Genomic DNA, 17,769 nt, shown 5'->3' on the forward strand with positions numbered 1-17,769 from the left:
AAGGGGTTCGACCCTTTCCCGCCTTCTTTGTTGACGCGGCGATCAGACCGCGTCGGAATGATCAGAAATTGAGACCGGCCTGAAGAAAGACATAGCGACCAGCGTAGAAGCCACCATAGGTGCTGTCGCCCGAATTCGACGCTGCATTGAGAACGAAAGGCGGGTTTTTGCCGGCGATGTTCTGTACGCCGCCTTCGAAGTTCCAGCGCTTCCAGCTATAGGCGATCGAGATATCCTGCTGGACCATCGCGGGAGTCTTGATGCGGGCATTGGCGGCAGGACTTTCTTCGCTGAGGAAAGCAGAGCCGTCATTCCAGTTTACGCCGCCAATGTACTGGAACATATACGAGATGCGGAAAGCATCATGCTGCCAGGTCAGGGTGGCATAGTCTCGCACGCGCGGATTGCTGGAGCCGTTCTGGTAGAACAATGCCCCGGTCTGGTTTAGGTAAACTCCGCCCGGCTGTTGCTGCTGCTTATACTTCACGAGTTGCTGAAAATTGTTATCGACGATGAAGGCATCATGATGGGTGAGCTTCCAACGATAGTTCAGGTCGAAATCGATTCCGCTGGTCAGCAGGTTGCCCAGGTTCTGATCGACAGCCGAGACGGTGTTGATTTGCCCATTCGACAAGCGGTTGACCGAGTTGCAGTAAGACTGCACGCTTTCCTGGTAGCACTGGTTCAGGATGAACTGGGTCGGAAGAGACCCAACAAGGCCGCCGATCGTGTAATGCCAATAGGTGACAGACGCTGCTAGACCAGGGACCCAACGCGGCGTGATGACCGTGCCAAATGTATAGGTACGGCCCGTTTCAGGGTTAAGTGCCTTGTTGCCCCCTTGCAAGGTCGGCACCTGGCCAGAATTGGCCGATGCAAAGTTCTGTGGATTGGCGACACCCGCCTTAATGCAATTTGCGACGAGTGTGGGGCTGGTGGCGCCGGCGCATGGATCGGATGCAGAAACATAGTTGAGGCCGACGCCGCCAAACAGCTCATAAACGTTAGGCTGACGGAATGAGGTGCCGAGCGTGCCGCGGAAGCGGATGTCACGTGTCGGTGCCCAGTCGAGGCCGACCTTCCAGTTCTTGGCACCGCCAAAAGTATTGTAAGACGAGTAGCGGCCCTGCGCGTCGAGGGAGAGATCCTTGGCGAAGGCAACGTCCTTCAGAAGCTGAGCATGGCCCTGCAAGTAGCCTTCCGTGACGTTGAAACCACCTGAAGTCGACGCAACCGTGTTTGTCAATGAATAGCCGCTTTGAACCAGCGGATCAGGGTTATTCGAAAGCTGCTCGCCGCGATGCTCCATGCCGAGCGCGATGCCGAGATCACCGCCTCCCGTCCAGGGCATGTGAACGACGTGATTGTTGTGAATGCGAAGATTGAGATCACGCAGCTGATACATTGTGTGCTGATAGGTGGTGTAGTTTGCGTATTGTACCGCACCCGGTGAGAGGCGCTTGAATGCGTTGGACTGCACGCAACCGGCCGAACCCACACAAGAATTCGGGTTATAGATCAGCGCACCATCGGGGTCGTTGGGATCAACGGTATTTTCGAGACCCCACTGCTGCAGAAGCTTGGCGTAATTTCCGACGCCCTGAAGCTGATCTGTATCCTGGCTTACACCATAGGTGTAGGAAAGGTCATATTTCCAGTCATGCACGATATCACCGCGCAACCCGAACATGCCCGTCACCGTGTCGCTGGTATTGTTGTTGATACGGGGACCGAATTCGCCCAGACGACGATAGAGCTGAAGGTCTTCACCCGTCGGATTGCCGGGATAATCAGAAGGCAGAATGATGGAGTTCGGAAGCGGCGAGGGGGGAACGCTACCGGTTGCCGGCTGGGGGGCAAGCTGGGTTTTCGATGAGCGATGTGCATAAAGCACATTCGAATAGGCATCGAAATGTTTGTTAAACTCGTAATGGAGATCGCCAGACAGGGTTGAGTCCTGAAGGGCGTTCGCTAGCCACTGGTTTTGAGCGTAGTTATAACGTTTACTTCTGCTGTACGGACTCAGCGCGCCGGTATCCAGATTGCCAACATATCGATTGCCGCTATCCTGACCGAAATAAGTGCCGCCTAGCGTGGTGATCGAACCCACCTGAAGCGTGGACTGATTCGGATAATTGCCAGCAGCACCCAGAGCGGTAGAAGACCAGGAGCGGTTACGCTGCTGGATTCCACCTTGGGTCATGTAGCTACCGCCAAGGGTGAGATTGCCTTTCTCGTGGTCGAAGTTCCAACCCTTCATGGCTGAAATCATTCCGGTGCGGTTGTCACCATGGCCAGTGATCCCACCACGGATTGTGACGTTTCCGGTATTCAAATCATGGCGGAGCTTGATGTTGATGACACCCGAGACTGCGTCGGCGCCGTAAAGCTCCGAACCACCGTCTTTCAGTATTTCAACCGACTGAATCATCTGCACCGGGATGGTGTTGAGATCGATACAGTCATTATTGCCGTTTGGCGTGGTGCGCTTGCCGTCGATAAGCACCAGAACGCGGTTTGATCCAAGATTACGCAGATCAACGCACGCGGCGCCACCTGAGCCATTTGTGTTGTTGTTTGTCGTGCCACTGGAGCCGATTGAAGGCAGGCGTGACAGGTAATCGTTAAGGTTGGTCGCTCCCGTCTGCTGGATCTGTTTGGACGTGACGATCTGTACCGGATTGGCGCTGGTGTTGTTGGCGGTGTTGAGCGCCGAGCCGACAACGATGAGCTCTTCGGACTTGCCCTTGCCATTGAAGGAAAGGCTCTCGGTGCTGGTGACGTTCTGCAGTGCATTCTGGGAATGACTGGGCACCAGAGTTGCAGCCGGAGCCGTCTGGGCACTCAGGAGAGGGCCGTTGGCGGCGCTCTTTGTTGCACTGCTCTTATGGGTGGCGGATTTGACAGGTTTGCGATGATGCGTTGTGGCGGAGGCCGTCTGCGCATGGCTGGTCGTCATGGCTGCGACCGGGGAGAGGAAAATGACCGCCCCCAGAAGCAGGCGGGCGCGCCCTCGCATTTTAACGATTTTCATAAAAATGACCCTCGAAATAACATTATGTCACGAGGCTGCGGTTTTCGTCATTTCATTGCAAGAGTGTTATCGTTCTGTGACGCCCTGTTGCGTTATTCATGCGACGCTCTGTTGCGAATTTGCATCAATATGTGTCAGCTGCAGAGAGGGTGGGTCCTCCCAAGATGGTTAGTTCGTTATAGACCGTCAAATTTTGGGGCGGGTCTGTTCAGCCACAGCGACACGAGGTGAGGCCTCGGCTGGTCTAGAAGTCTCTGATGGGTTTCATTGCGAGAGAGTTGAGCGCCTGGAGGGCGTAACCAAGCGTTTCAGGAATGAGGCCAACATTCCTGAAACAGGTGCGCTCAATAGGATTTGAGCAGCCGGTCCAGATAGTCGAGTTCGCTTTGCGATCTGGTGCGATCCGCGTCTCTCCGCCTTAGCTCACGCTCGATCGCGCGGGCTTTTTCACGGCTATCCGCATCGGGAACTGTCCCGTCTGTGTCAGCACCGGAATTACCCTTGCCGAGCTTGCGGCCCAGCGGATCCCGATCGCTCTTGTCAGACCCTTGACCTTCGTCGTCCTCGTCATCGCTCTGGGCCTGATCCTGCTGGCCTTTACCCTTGCCGCCCTGGCTTCCGGCGCCGCTCCCCATTGTCGGGAGCAGAGCCAGCGGGCCGCCTCCATGGCTCTTGCCCTTCTGGGCTTCGCTCATCTGCTGCCCTGTCTCGGCCAGATCTTTCAACACCTGACGAATAGCGGTTTCAGCAGGACCGTCCTTGGCCGTAGCAAGCGCCTGACGCACGGCGTGCATGTCTTTATCCGCCTTGGTCAGACCGTCCATTGTCTTGCCTGTCAGCGATTTGATGTCTTCATTGAGGAGACGCGCGACCATTTGCAGGGCGCGTTGGACGGCATGATCATCGCGACGTTGTTCGTGCTGCGCGGTTTCCTCGGCGGGAGAGAGTGCGGCAGGCGGGCTGGACACTGAAGGCGTCGGAGCCTCCATATCGGGCGGAGGCGTCAGGCCGAGACGCCTCAGCAATTCGGCTGTCGGCATGGTGCTGACATCCGAGCCGGGGGCATTGGGCCCATTCTGGTTTTGCTGTGCTTCCTTGGCTTCGCGCACGCCAATGCCTAATCGGGCCTGAGCATGATCGAGCAATGTCGTTTCTCGCCGTACCAGATCGTGCAGTGTGGCTTTCTGAGCCTGGGCTTTCGCCTGCGCCTGAAGTTGCTGTGCGATCTGGGCAAGATCCTGAGGGGTTGCACTGCGCATGCGCTCGACCATCTTGGATAGGTCTTCGAGACGCTTCAGCGCGTCGTCGGAATGGCCACCGGCAGCGTCCGATTGCAGTCTTCTCATAAGGCGGGATACCGGGTCGGAACCGTCCTGAGACGACCCACCGATATCGGGTATGACGGTGCCGAGCTGCATGCTGCGCTGCATCAGGGCCTGCATACGCTGGTTCAACGCCTCGCGCAGACGCTTCATGCGTGTTGCGAGTTCCTGCTGTTCCTCTTCCGTATGCCCGGCCTCTCCGAGAGCGCGCATATGCGCAATCTGGTTCTGCACAGCCTTTTGCGCCGCACGGATTTCGAGATTGGCCTGGGCCGTTTCCCGGCCCGTTTCCCGAAGTTCTTCGAGATAAAGAGCAACCGCCCAGCAGAGGCCAAGCGCATGTTCTTTTGATTCCGCAGCATCGGGATCATCGAGCTGTGCTGCCGCGAAGAGCAGGGCGAGGATGCTGCCTTTTTCTCCCAAGGGAAGTGTCTGCGCCAGAGCTTTAAGTTCGTCGGATGCCTGCTCGGTCGTCTCGCGATCGAGGCCGAAGCGATGCCTGAGCGCGACGAGCGCGCGGGCAGTAGGATCGTGAAAAACGCGACTGGGGAGGATCAGTTTTTCAGCGGAACTGGTTGCGTCGCGTCCACTTTTGGCGCGCGCACGGAGCCGGATCGTCACCTGTTCGCCCGCCCAGAGGGAGTCCGTCAGATCGGTCGAAAATTCGCCTTCTGCTTTGGTGGGTTGACCTTTGAGCGGGATCGGTACCGTGATCCTGGGCAGGTCGGGCTTGGCGTTCAGCGTGATTTCCGCATCAAGCCCTGCGACGCCATGCGCCTGTGCCACATGCCAGGGCAGGACGACATCCGGTCGGTCCTTGGCCTGCGTTGGCGGGGCTTTCCAGCTGATATCGGGAGGAAGATCGGGCTCGATGTCAAAGAGCCATTCGCCGATTGTCCGGCCGCGTGAGCGGATCGAGATTCTGCCGCTATGGCTCAGGGTTGTAACAAAGGTCCAGCTGCTCGGGTCGAGCTGTCTGGCGGAAACATCGCCGGAATCGACGCCCAGCAGATGGGGACCGGAGCGTGCCCCTGTGACGTGCAGTGTCAGCTTTGCATCTTGTGGAATACGGGGCGGTACTGACTGGTCGTTGAGGTAAACCGGAGCGCCGCTCGCATAATCAGGCAGGTCAACCCAGGCTTCGATCTGCGGCAGAGGCACATCGCTGTCGTCAACGCCCGGCAGAAAGGCGGCCTCAAGTCTCGATGGTGCCGCAGGGCCAGCGAGGATGAAGGCGCCGAGCAGCGCCACGGAAAACCCCGCCCAGCCGAACTTCCGTCCGGTTGTCCAGCCGATACCGGGCCAGCCTGAGCGTAACGAGCCGAGGCTTTCGCGCAGGCGCACCATGTGGATATCCCACAGGGCGGTATCTTCTTCATAGGCCGGAAAATCGTCCAGAGCGGCAAGAGGCTGATGCCGCAGGCCCGAGCGCGTCTCAATGCGCCGATCGATGGCGGTGCGGTGCGGGGGCGGCAGACGCGACAGATTGCGGGCGCCAGAGCAATGGCGCCTCCGCCGACACCGGCAAGCAAAAAGGCGTGCAGGGTATCGGGCAAGGATTGGGGCAGGCGGAAAAGCCCGCTCAGCGTGTACCCTCCTACAAGACCCAAAGCCATTGAATGGCCGACCAGGCTGATTCGATCCAGAGAACGCGCCGTGTCCGCTGTCGCGCACGGTCGACGCGCTTCTCAAGCAGAGAGGAGGGTGAAGCCACGTGGGGAGCCAGGCTCATTCAGCGTCCAGCCACTCCGGCATGCTCTCGTCAGTCCAGAGCGTTTCTACGCGCTGTCTCGGACGGATACTTGCCCACTGACCGTTTTCGATCATCACCTGAGCGGCAAGCGGGCGGCTGTTATATGTTGAGCTCATAACGGCACCGTAAGCGCCTGTGTCGAGAATGGCGAGATGATCACCCGGGCGAACAGCAGGGAGCTGCCGTTCTTTTGCAAAGATATCGCTGGACTCGCAAACTGGGCCAACAACGGTTTGCGACACCGTCTCTGCATAGGCGAGATCGGGGGCGACGGGGACGATGCCGTGCCAGGCGCCGTAAAGGCTGGGGCGGGCGAGATCGTTCATGGCAGCGTCGACAATCACGAAATCAGAGACGCCCTCTCGTTGTGCCTTGAGATCGATGACCGATGTCAACAAAACCCCGGCAGGCGCGGCAATCCAGCGTCCCGGCTCGATAGCAAGTTTGAGATCGAGGTCACCCAGAGTTTCGGCAATGGCTCCGGCCAGAGCAGCGGGGGGAGGCGCCAGTTCGTCACGATAGCGGACGCCTAGTCCTCCGCCGCAATCGACGCTTCTGACCGTCAAACCCTCGCTACGAAGCCCAATCACCAGCTCGGCAATGCGGGCATAGGCGGCCTTGAAAGGAGCGGGTGAGAGAATCTGGCTGCCGATATGGGTCGCGAGACCAAGGATTTCGATGCCAGGAAGGCGGGAGGCTTCGCGGTAAAGTGCCGCAGAATCCGCCCAGTCGATGCCGAATTTGTCACCGAGCCGGCCTGTGCTGATCTTGTCGTGGGTCGCGGCGTCGATATGCGGATTGACGCGCAGGGCGACGCGGCCTGTCAGTCCGAGAGCCGAAGCGATTCTGGAGAGTCGATGCAGTTCTTCAGCGCTCTCAACGTTGATCTGGCCGATATTTTCGCGCAACGCGAGTGTCAGCTCTGCATCCGTCTTGCCCACACCAGAAAACACGATGGAAGCGGGATCGATCCCTGCTTCTCGCGCCCGTCTGAGCTCACCGCCACTGACGACGTCGGCACCACATCCCTCCTGACGCAGAACAGTCAGGGTCGCGAGGTGATCATTGGCCTTGAGCGCATAATGCAGGGCGACATCGAGACCGCGCTCGACAAAGGCTTTTCTCAGATTGCGGGTGCGGCGACGTAACGTGCCTGCTCCCGTGACCCAGCAGGGTGTGCCGACCTGGCTCGCAATGGTCTGGAGAGGCACCCCCTCAAAAAGCAGACCGTCTTGCCCGTCCATATGCAGTGAAGGACGAGAGGCGAGAAGGTTCATGATATCAGGGTCATGGCGTGTCATGTCGAATAGATTACAGTTGACCTCGACAGCTTCCAAGCTGGGATTGTGCCAAGGAAGGATTATTCATGACTGACGAGCTGATTGGGGCGGCACTTGCTGCACGCGAGCAGGCTTACGCCCCCTATTCGCGCTTCCAGGTCGGCGCGGCGCTGCGCTGCGAGGGGGTGGTCTATCAGGGCTGCAATGTCGAGAACGCCGCCTATCCTCAGGGAAATTGTGCTGAAGCGGGGGCGATTGCGGCAATGGTGCTTGGTGGCGGTCGTCACATTGACGAGATCGTCATCGTCGGTGGCGGTGAAGCTCCTTGCACGCCTTGCGGCGGGTGTCGCCAGAGATTGCGGGAGTTTGCGGCAATCGATCTGCCGATCAGGATCGTCAATCCGCAGGGTGCTCTCCTTCTGGAGACGACGCTGGGCGCGTTGCTTCCCTGGTCGTTCGGTCCAGATCATCTCGCGTGAAGCGATGGCGGAGGAGGGAATGAAGATTCGTTTTCTGTGCAAGATCAGCATGCTGTCAGCATTATGGGCAGCATCATGCGTGCAGGCTCATGCCGCAAAGGTAGATCTGCCCGGAGTCGGAAATGGGGCTCGCCATGTCATTGACGTGAGCCGAGCGCTTGGCGGATCCTTGGGCGCGTGCAGACCGAACTCGGGGGACGGTGCACCGGCTTTCTGGTTGCGCCTTCGGTCATTATGACTGCGGCTCATTGTCTGTGGCGCGACGAGGCTGCTGCTTTCATCCAGCCGTCGAGTGTCCATTTCATGCTGGGCTACGACACAGGCTCATGGCGTGCGACCGCCCGCGCGGTGCGCTTTGTGATCCCACCTGCTTATGACCCCGTCCATCCTCTGCGAACGAGTCAGGCCGATCATGCGACAATCATTCTCGATCATGCCCTGGCAACGTCTGGCGAGTTGCCTCCGGTCGTGACGGCACACGCAGGCGATCAAGCGATGCTCGCAGGATATCAGCAGGACCGCAAGGAACTCGCTATGGGCGATCTCGCTTGTCAGGTGGTCCGTGTTCGCGGTCAGCTTATCGACCATGATTGTGCGGCAACCCACGGTGCGAGCGGTGCGCCGCTTCTTGTCAAGACAAAGGCCGGCTGGGGAGTGGCTGGGATCGATGTCACAGCGCAGCAGGGACAGGGAGGGACAGCCGTCAAGTTTTTAGGGACGTCAACATCTAACGAAACCGTCAGATAAAAATAATCCGCTTCTTCAAACCCCTTGCGCTAAACATCGTTAACAGACTGCTAACAACAATCAGCGAGAGGTGCAGGGATTATGTTCGGAGAGGCTCATCAAGGCGTAAAAAGTCGTCGACTGACGATCAAGCCGCCGACGGTGCTTGTGGTTGAGGACCATATCGTTCTTCGACTGCACGTCTCGGACATGATTGAGGCAGCAGGTTATACTGTTCTCTCTGCAGGCGACGCCGATGAGGCTCTGCTGATGATCGGAAAAAATCCCGATATTCGCCTCGTCTTTTCCGATCTCGAGATGCCGAGTAAAATGAGTGGGCTCGATCTGGGGCATCATTTGCTCAGAACCCACCCTGAGATGGCGTTCGTGTTGACTTCGGGTCGCCAGGTCGATGACCGCTCCGCCTTACCGCCTAAAAGCCTCTTTGTGCCGAAGCCTTTCTTCGAGATCGACGTGCGTGCTGTTCTGGCGCAGTTGGTGCACTGAGTTTCGCCGCCTGGTCGATCTTTCAACTATCCAACGCTCCTTCAGGAAAGGGGCGTGGAGGGTTCGTCGAGCGATGCACCCTCGAATCAACGCCTCGCCACGATGGTGCGTCACCAGCCAGCGGACAGAAGAAGTATCTGATTTGTTTTAAGTAAGAATGGCGCACCCGAAAGGAGTCGAACCTCTAACCCCCAGATTCGTAGTCTGGTGCTCTATCCAATTGAGCTACGGGTGCGAAATGAGCGCTTGCGTGCTCATGATGTTGTAGTGGCGCACCCGAAAGGAGTCGAACCTCTAACCCCCAGATTCGTAGTCTGGTGCTCTATCCAATTGAGCTACGGGTGCGTCGTGGGGCGGGTTCTACTGCGAGTTTCCCGACCGGCAAGGGGGATAAAGAAATTTTTTTGATCAGTGATTTGGACGGGTCATGACGATATGGGCCCGGCAGGTCGGAGCACCGTAGATGCCACCGATGGCATTCCCGACCGGGTAGCCGTTGAAGACGATGCTGTAGGCTTTGCCCTGAGCGTCCTTGAGCGTGAGCTGAGCGTGGAAATGTTGTTTGTCATTGCTACGCGTCCCCTTCAACACCAGCGCGTCGTCTCCCGGCGTGAAGCTGATGACGGATGTACCGATCTGTAGCGTCGAATTCGTGTCGGTCGGGCATGATCCCTGATCGGTCACGAGGGCACCGGTCCAGATCCCGACTGGATCCTTGCTCGGGGGCTGTGGGCTACCACAAGCCGTCAAAAGAGCCAGGACGCCGAGAATTGCCCCATGGGGCAGGTGGGGAAAACGGTGATGGCGCATATCAGTCTCGTCTGAATGAAGGAATCATGACATTAGGAGCGGCTCTAACGTGTCGTTTGGGATGACGTTGCCTCTCAGACATTCTATACGATGCCCACAGAATTTGCCCATGCATGACGTGTTGAAAGAGCGCTATGACCGACACAGCCCCGTTGAACGCCGATAATCTCGATCAGCAGCTCCATGAGGATCGGATCCTGATCCTCGATTTCGGCAGTCAGGTGACGCAGCTCATTGCGCGCCGTGTGCGTGAGAGCGGCGTCTATTGCGAGATCTGGCCTTTCACCGCGACAGAGGAAAAGATCCGTGGGTTTCATCCCAAGGGTGTCATCCTTTCGGGCAGCCCAGCGAGTGTGCATGACGAAAATGCGCCGACGATTCCCGAAGTGGTTTTCGATCTCAACATTCCCGTGCTCGGCATCTGCTACGGCCAGCAGGCGTTGTGTGCCCGTCTGGGAGGAAAGGTCGAAACTCATGAGCATCGTGAATTCGGCCGCGCGCATATCGAGATCGCCGAGGATTGTGCCCTGTTCCGCGGAGAGTGGTCGCGCGGTCATCGTGAGCAGGTCTGGATGAGCCATGGCGACCGTGTCACGGCGTTGCTCCTGGCTTCCGCGCTGTCGCTTGGTCGGAAGGCGCGCCTTTCGCGATCATCGCAGATGAAGGGCGTCGCCTTTACGGTGTGCAGTTCCATCCGGAAGTAGTGCACACCCCTCATGGTGCGGCACTGATCAAAAATTTCACGCATGATGTCGCGGGCTGCAAGGGCACCTGGACCATGGCGGGGTTCCGCGATCTGGAAATCGCGCGCATCCGTGAGCAGGTAGGCTCCGGCCGCGTCATTTGCGGGCTGTCAGGTGGGGTGGATTCTTCTGTTGCCGCCAAGCTTATTCACGATGCAATCGGCGACCAGTTGACGTGTATCTTCGTCGATCCGGGTATCCTGCGTTCGGGCGAAGCCGATGAGGTGGTCAAGACATTCCGTGGGCGGTTCAATATCCGTCTTGTGCATCGTGACGCGTCGGACCTGTTCCTGAACGCTCTGGCTGGCGTTACCGATCCGGAGGTCAAGCGCAAGACGATCGGTCGTCTGTTCATCGAAGTGTTCGAGGAAGAGGCAACCAAGCTCGGCGGTGCACAATTCCTGGCTCAGGGCACGCTTTATCCTGACGTGATTGAGTCGATCAGCTTCACGGGTGGCCCATCGGTAACCATCAAGTCGCACCATAATGTCGGCGGTCTGCCGGACCGTATGAACATGAAGCTCGTCGAACCCTTGCGTGAGCTGTTCAAGGACGAGGTTCGTGCGCTCGGTCGTGAGCTGGGTATTCCCGAAGCAATCGTCGGGCGTCACCCTTTCCCGGGGCCAGGGCTCGCCATCCGTATCCCGGGTGCGATCGATCGTGAGAAGCTGGATCTATTGCGCAAGGTCGACGCCATTTATCTGGAAGAGATCCGCAATGCGGGTCTTTATGACGCGATCTGGCAGGCTTTCGCGGTTCTGCTGCCGGTTCGGACAGTCGGCGTGATGGGAGACGGACGGACTTACGATCAGGCCTGTGCCTTGCGCGCAGTAACCAGCACTGACGGTATGACGGCTGAAGTCTATCCTTTCGATTTCGGCTTCCTGAATCGTGTCGCTGGTCGCATCGTCAACGAAGTGCGCGGCATCAACCGCGTGACTTACGACATCACGTCAAAGCCACCGGGCACGATCGAGTGGGAATGATTCCGCGTCTGGCATAGGGTGGCGTTACCCGGCATGAAAGTGCCTCGAAGCCCGCAGAAATGCGGGCTTTTTTGTTCTTTGGTTCGGCATTCTCTGGCACCGAAAGGTATCGCCCAGCAGTAACTTTTTATGGCACGGTGCATGGCACTGATTAAGTCTGATGCCATGATTTTTATCGATACCATGTCGGGAACTCTACGCGAGTCACGGTATCGATGTTTAATAACCATATGAATAATAGTGATTTTATCCGGTTATTTTAATGGTTTTTGGTCATGGTATCGCCGTTTGGAGTGCCATGGACCGATGCTGACTGACACCAAACTGCGCACCGCGAAACTCGCTTGACAAAGCTGCGGCGGTGTCGATCTCGTTGATCGTCCGCGCATAGGTGAACAAGTATGTGAATTGTGCGTGCAGGGCGCGAACGTAGGCTTGCGGTTCCATTTCTTAGTCGTCCTCTTCGCCAGGTGTTTCTAGCGGCTAATCGAAAACAACGAATCCGTTTGCGGAACCACCGTGAACGTCCTCGGACCTTCACGATCAGGGCTTCAAAATCGCGCGCGAGCAACGACAAGCGAGCTCCGGCAATCGTCATCGGAGCACGACGGAAATGGGTCAATGGGTCGAGCGAAGACACCTTGTCAGGCCTCTCGCGGCACAGCATTTGATGGCTTTCCGGTAACAAGAGCGTCATCAAACGATTCCGGCCACACGATCGGTTCCAGCATTTTCGCGGAAGGGGTCGAGCGTTTGGGGTACTCGCGGCGCAGAGATCGCGCCACATCACCGAGGGCATCCACGCGGTCAATGGCATAGTGGATGAGGAGCGCTGCCGCTTCGCGCGGGTTGGCATCCTTATTGTGCTTGCGTTGGGCTTCCCCCCCGAGCAGGGCCTTGCGCCATCCCTCCGTGGCCCTTGCCGGATCGATCTGATCCAGGATGCGGGTCAAGCCGGCTTCATCGACTTCGGCGAGAGCGCGGATAAACAGGGCGGCCTTGTCACAGAAGGTCGGACTTTGCTGCGACAAGATCGCTGCGATGGGGGCATAGTGCGGCTCGAGGAGGGCGGCCAATAGGCTGGGTCTAGTGCGCGCGACGAGTGCCAGCATGCTACGCCGAGCCCCCATTCACCGTGACCGTGCTTGGTAATTAAGACGGGCTTGCCCGCGGCCAAGTGACGAAAAGCTACTTCGGGAGCCATCCAGGCGAGATGGGGCGAGAGGTTGGCGATTTGGGCTTCATTGCGTGCAATAAGTTGGCTGATAGTCGGCCGGGCCGCGGGAAGCTGCCAAGCCACAGACAACAGCGTGCGCGCGCCGCCGATCTCCTCCTTCCAGCCGGGTCCGATGGCGGTTCCAATCCTTTGCCAATCGAGCGCTTGGACCGTTTCCGCGAAGACGGTGGGGGAGACTGTTCTCAGGACATGCAAGATACCGGCAGCTGCTTGAAATGATCGCGGGTCGCTTTGCGACAGCTTGTCCGCCAGGTGTCTCGGTTTCCAGCAGGTGCATATCCGGCGTGCGGCGTGTTTCATCCTGGTCGTGGGGCGCCGCTTTCCCACGTATATCCCAAGCGGATCGTAGACTCGTAGCGCATGCCAGAAGAGATCGTCGAGCTCGCGGAACGCGCCTTGCGGATCGTTTTGAAGCCGCCCTGCGATCGAAGGCGCGAGCGCTTCGATCAGCTCGCAGGCCAAAGCCTCATCGGTGTAGCTGATGTGCTTGCAAAGGTCAGCGACAAGGGAGAGCGGGGCGTCGATGGGCCAAGCGGAGACCACGCGAAAAAGGTGGTCGCGATCAAGCGCAGCTAGGTAGGCGACCTTCCATGGCTCGTCGTTCGTCAATTGACTTATTGAGACCAGCTCGGCGATCTCGCAGGCATGGACCGGGGCCGCGGTGCTGATCGCGTCCGCGAGTACGTTTGGAGAGATTCGGGCCTTGATGGCGGCGCCCAGTTCTTCTTCATAAGAAATGATCTGGCTCACAAGCCTGCCCAAGGCATAGCAGGCGCCTTTTGGCGCGGCCTCGATCCAGCCGACGACGACATCTTGATGGTCTGCGGCGCCGATACCGTTAGGTGTGAGGTAGCTTCTGACCTCGTTCAGGGCCCAGCTTGCGTGGAGGATTTCATTAGGGGTACTGGCGGCCCAAGCCCGGTCGAGCAGCGGACGCAGCCATTCCGGCTTTATTAGGTACGACCAGCGCCCAAAGTCGCCAGTGCGCAACAATTCACCAAGAAGTACCGCAAAGCCTCCCAAGGGGAGCATCGGGTTTGCGAGTGTGGATTGCAGCAGGCGAGCTATTCGATTGATCCCTTCCGGGTTCTGGCCTTTGAGAATTTGCCCGAGCAGAACGCCGGCTAGGCGCTGGTGAGGGCAGCGCAAGTCGGAGCGAGTGAGCAGCAGGCGTTGGGCAACCAACCAGTCAACGGCGGGCTGCAGTTCGGCATCTGTGACGTGGCCTTCCACTTGTTCTCTCAGACTATCAAACGGACAGGACGCGTCGCGAGAGGCAAGCTGTCGGATGGCTGCAGCAGCCAGTACCACGTCCGCGCCGGCGGCGCGCGCAGAATCGGCCATAGATTTAGACCGTCGCCAGCCTCCACCGAGGATAAAACAGAATTGCCATGGAAATTTCGCAGTTTCAGCCTGATTAAGGCGCCAGTCGAGAGGTTCCTCGGACAACCCAGGCCCAACGCGGTCATCAGCTTTCCGGACGGCGGCAAGTGTACGTTCAACATCCGCACGAAGGCCGTGGGCGATGACCGCGACCGCTCTCTTGGCGTCAAGGTGAATGGTGCCAGCGGCAGTCACCCTTCCATCCGACAGGGTATGAGCACTCAGTACCCATCGGTTTTCTGAGGCTGATTCCTCCAGTGCCCTTAGCTGTGCGGGTGGCGCGAGATGAGCGTCATCAACGATGTAGAGCGTCGGCTCCGGACTCGACGCTGCGGTTGGAAGACCCGCTGTCGGGTCGGTAAGACGGAAGATGCGCCACCCGCTCGTGCCTATGGCGCGGGCGGCCTGCAAGGCGCAGATCGACTTTCCCGCGCCAGGAACACCGGCCAGACGCGCCGTCCCGGCTTGGCGAAGCTCTTGGATTAGGGTTTCGGCCTCTGGCAAGGTTGGGCAGGCGCCAACGTCTGCGGGCCCAAGTGGGCGCCCCATGAGGGCAGGGCCAAGATCGCGCAGCGACGTGAATGAGATCTTTGCCCAGTCAGGCGCCGGGGCAGTCTTTGTAGCTAGGGCGCCGAAGAGCTGCTGGATCGCGCTTGACCGCTCTGGGTAGAACTCTTCGACGACCTCGGGGTGGGACGATAGCAAGCCAACGATCGACTCCCACCCGAGCACTGCCACGCGGAATTGGCCAGCCTTTACACGCCGCTCCGATATAGCCGCGGCGTGTCGTTGAAGCGCCCCGTCGTTTGGAGCTGTGGTGGCAAACACCCACTGACTGAGTTGCGGCGAAAAGTGTTCCGCTTTTGCGAGTTCGGTATCGAACTCGTCAGCCGTCGCGGCGGCGCTGTAGAGCTGATCCTTCCCTTTACACTGCACACCATAGGTGCGACCGGGCTCGTCCTTCGATGAGCCGAAGACGTCGACGCCGTGCTGCGCCTGACCCGTCCGGCCGTGCCGCTGTATGAGCGGGTTCTTCCATACTGCCGCGAACAGGGCTCGCGTCAGTGCTTCGAACTTGTCCCAATTATTCGGCGCCGGAAGTTGCTGGTCTAGGAGATCCATCGTCTTGTTGAGTCAGTGTATGGGTCAGCTTCTCCTATGTCCGGAATCAGGATCGGCCTCAATGCATCTTTTGCGCTGCGTAGCCCCTTGCGCCCAAGGTGAGGGTGTGAAGCGGCGTTGCACAACTAGGGCTGCCTTCTCGGTGCCACTCCCGAGTTATTGAAATAGTGCGGGGTGGTTCGGTGCCGTTGATCTGATCCCGTAGGAGGCCAAATCGCTCAATGCCGGCGCAACAAGGTAGCCTGACAGGCTTCGGTTCCCAATCAAAGCCGTTTCTCTATATGGTATTTCTCATGGTATCGACAATAAGTTCTTGGATAGGAATTTGAATTCAAGGGTTATTTTCTGGAATCCAACGATCGAGTGGGAGTGAACGAAATTCGTTTTTCCGATCACTGATGAGAGTAAAAAAGCCCGCTCAATGAGCGGGCTTTTTATGGGGTCTCGGCTCGACGTGGTTTTCTCAGGAGGCTGAGGCAGGAAACGCGCGGTCCGAAAACCTCTGACGTAACCGTTAGAGATTTAAATGCGCCTCTCAGCGTGTCGTTTTGAAGCGGCTGACAAGCATGGCCAGGTCGCGGGTGTTGTTGCCCAGGCTCAGCACTGCGGACGTATTCTCTTCAACCATGGCGGCGTTCTGCTGGGTCGTGCGATCGAGTTCTCCGATGGCCGTATTGACCTGTGCAAGGCCGCTCGCCTGTTCTTCACAGCTGGATGCGATCTCGACGACTGTACCGTTGATCCCGCTGATCTGCCCGACGATACGCTGCAATGCCGCATCAACGTCTTTGGCGAGATCGACACCGCTTGTGACTTCCGTCCGGGCCTTGGTCACGAGGTCCTTGACCTTGTTTGCTGCATTTGCCGAGCGCTGCGCCAGTGTCCGAACTTCAGAGGCGACCAGAGCAAACCCGCGTCCGGCGTCACCTGCACGCGCAGCTTCGATGCTTGCGTTAAGAGCCAGAAGGTTGGTCTGCAGAGCGATCTCATCGATGACGCCGATGATCTCACCGATTTCGGTCGAAGAAGATTCGATACGGGCCATGGCGTTCATCGTGTTTTCGACGATCACGCTCGAGCGGGCTGCTTCCTCACTGGCAAGCTGTGTTGCATGACGCATCTCCTTGGAGCCCTTCGCCGTGCCTTCAACTCTCTTGGTGATGAGTTCAAGGGCGCCAGCGGTTTCCTCGAGAGCTGCCGCCTGCTGCTCGGTACGACGTGATAGATCGTCAGAGGCAGAACCGACCTCCGAAGCGCTCGTATTGATACCGTCGGTCTTGTCAGACACTTCAGCCAGCGCTCTGCACAAAGCGCCGATTGCCGCGTTGAAGTCTGCGCGAAGTTGTTCGTATTCTTGTGAAAAAGACGTGGTGATCTGCGCGACGAGATTGCCGTCAGCCATGTGCCCGAGCCCGACGGCAAGAGCCTTGATGACGGCGTTTTGTCTCTCTGCGGCGGCGGCGTCCTCAGCTGCGCGCTTCTGGCGCTCTGCCTCAGCCGCTTCACGAGAAAGGCGAGCCTCTTTTTCAAGAAGGACTTTTTCAAGCCCTGCTTCCTTGAAGAACTGAACAGCGGCAGCGATCTTTCCAACTTCATCGCGGCGGTTCCGTGCTGGAACTTCGACGGAGAGGTCGCCACTTGCGAGGCGCTGCATCACGTTCGTCATGCTTCCCAATGGGCCGCCGATCGAACGTGCAATGAACCAGCCAACTGCGATAGCGATGATGGAGCTGACGAAAGCTGAGGTCAGCACGACAGCATCAATCTGTCGTGCCGTCTTAATGGCCGTCACTGTCCATGAGTCTGCCCACACGGTGAGCTTTTCGCTCAGTGCTTTGAAGGCGGCTCTTTGTTCGCGAATGAGATGATCCGCCTCGGGAGAGGCGACCAAAGCCATGGCTTCAGCCTGTTTGGTCGGATCGGCACTAAGGCGATATTCAGGCGTTACGGCTTCATCGACGTAACGTTTGACCGCGGCAGTATGAGCATCGACCAATGGGAGAAAATCAGGCTTGTCCTTGCGGATGATTTCTCTGAGTTGCTGGGTTCTCTCCGCCAGAAGCGCTTCCGCATCCTGCACAGCTTTCCCGTCAACGGATCGGCGGGTGATAATGTATTTACGCACCATTCCTTGCGATCTCGCCAAGGCGAACGAAACCTGATCAAGGAGGTCAATTGCCTTGTCTGAAGTATTGTTCAAGCGTGTCACTTCAGTCAAACGCTGCGACTTTTGAAATATAATTCCGGAACTGATCGCAAAAATAATGAGAATGCTGCCGAAACCAAAGGCCATTTTGCGATAGACGGTTAAATTGGCAAACCACGTCATAAAGACCACCATAATTTAAGGAAAATCAGAGAAGATCCCTGGTCTCGAAGCGTGCGCG

At 58.1% G+C, this 17,769-nt stretch carries 10 protein-coding genes, 2 tRNA genes and 1 pseudogene; 4 read left to right on the forward strand and 9 right to left on the reverse strand.

Translation table 11 applies throughout. The features are described 5' to 3' along the window. Positions 1-61 precede the first annotated feature (61 nt). From JCM15831_RS05780 to lysA, 3 genes are all read right to left on the reverse strand, one after another. The gene (locus JCM15831_RS05780; RefSeq protein WP_025823413.1) at positions 62-3,034 is read right to left on the reverse strand and encodes a TonB-dependent receptor plug domain-containing protein; all 2,973 of its coding nucleotides are present in this window, start codon (positions 3,032-3,034) and stop codon (positions 62-64) included. Positions 3,035-3,378: 344 nt separating this feature from the next. After that, positions 3,379-6,030 (reverse strand): DUF4175 family protein, encoded by a 2,652-nt coding sequence (locus JCM15831_RS16975; RefSeq protein WP_198024252.1) that lies wholly within the window; start codon positions 6,028-6,030, stop codon positions 3,379-3,381. 54 nt (positions 6,031-6,084) lie between these two features. Beyond that, positions 6,085-7,386 carry a diaminopimelate decarboxylase gene (gene lysA / locus JCM15831_RS05790; protein ID WP_232228013.1) on the reverse strand — a complete coding sequence of 434 codons (1,302 nt, stop codon included), beginning with the start codon at positions 7,384-7,386 and terminating at the stop codon, positions 6,085-6,087. Between the two features lie 89 nt (positions 7,387-7,475). Between lysA and JCM15831_RS05795 the strand changes: the two genes are divergently transcribed. From JCM15831_RS05795 to JCM15831_RS05805, 3 genes are all read left to right on the forward strand, one after another. Beyond that, positions 7,476-7,868 carry a cytidine deaminase gene (locus JCM15831_RS05795; protein WP_025823417.1) on the forward strand — a complete coding sequence of 131 codons (393 nt, stop codon included), beginning with the start codon at positions 7,476-7,478 and terminating at the stop codon, positions 7,866-7,868. A 177-nt stretch (positions 7,869-8,045) separates the two neighbouring features. Further along, on the forward strand, positions 8,046-8,615 hold the full coding sequence (locus JCM15831_RS16980; RefSeq protein WP_051528342.1) for a trypsin-like serine peptidase: 570 nt from the start codon (positions 8,046-8,048) through the stop codon (positions 8,613-8,615). Positions 8,616-8,696: 81 nt separating this feature from the next. Beyond that, entirely contained in the window at positions 8,697-9,101 is a 405-nt protein-coding gene (locus JCM15831_RS05805) for a response regulator (RefSeq protein WP_025823419.1), read from the forward strand. A 158-nt stretch (positions 9,102-9,259) separates the two neighbouring features. On the opposite strand, the gene JCM15831_RS05810 is transcribed toward JCM15831_RS05805, so the two are convergent. The 3 genes from JCM15831_RS05810 to JCM15831_RS05820 all read right to left on the reverse strand — a co-directional run bounded on the left by JCM15831_RS05810 (position 9,260) and on the right by JCM15831_RS05820 (position 9,911). Next, positions 9,260-9,336, reverse strand: a tRNA-Arg gene (locus JCM15831_RS05810). A 33-nt stretch (positions 9,337-9,369) separates the two neighbouring features. Further along, positions 9,370-9,446, reverse strand: a tRNA-Arg gene (locus tag JCM15831_RS05815). Positions 9,447-9,509: 63 nt separating this feature from the next. Next, positions 9,510-9,911 (reverse strand): hypothetical protein, encoded by a 402-nt coding sequence (locus tag JCM15831_RS05820; protein WP_025823421.1) that lies wholly within the window; start codon positions 9,909-9,911, stop codon positions 9,510-9,512. A 134-nt stretch (positions 9,912-10,045) separates the two neighbouring features. Between JCM15831_RS05820 and guaA the strand changes: the two are divergent. Then, a pseudogene (gene guaA / locus JCM15831_RS16985) lies at positions 10,046-11,640 on the forward strand (glutamine-hydrolyzing GMP synthase). Positions 11,641-12,284: 644 nt separating this feature from the next. Here the strand turns inward: guaA and JCM15831_RS21855 are convergent. The 3 genes from JCM15831_RS21855 to JCM15831_RS05840 form a co-directional block, all read right to left on the reverse strand. Then, entirely contained in the window at positions 12,285-12,593 is a 309-nt protein-coding gene (locus tag JCM15831_RS21855) for a hypothetical protein (protein WP_035773962.1), read from the reverse strand. Next, positions 12,590-15,382 (reverse strand): hypothetical protein, encoded by a 2,793-nt coding sequence (locus tag JCM15831_RS20050; RefSeq protein WP_198024253.1) that lies wholly within the window; start codon positions 15,380-15,382, stop codon positions 12,590-12,592. The genes JCM15831_RS21855 and JCM15831_RS20050 overlap by 4 nt, the downstream gene beginning before the upstream one ends. A 535-nt stretch (positions 15,383-15,917) precedes the next feature. Beyond that, a complete protein-coding gene (locus JCM15831_RS05840; RefSeq protein WP_198024254.1) occupies positions 15,918-17,510 on the reverse strand; it encodes a methyl-accepting chemotaxis protein in 1,593 nt (530 codons plus the stop codon). Between the last annotated feature and the right edge of the window lie 259 nt (positions 17,511-17,769).

The organism is Asaia astilbis JCM 15831 (genome assembly GCF_000613845.1).
GTDB lineage: Bacteria > Pseudomonadota > Alphaproteobacteria > Acetobacterales > Acetobacteraceae > Asaia > Asaia astilbis.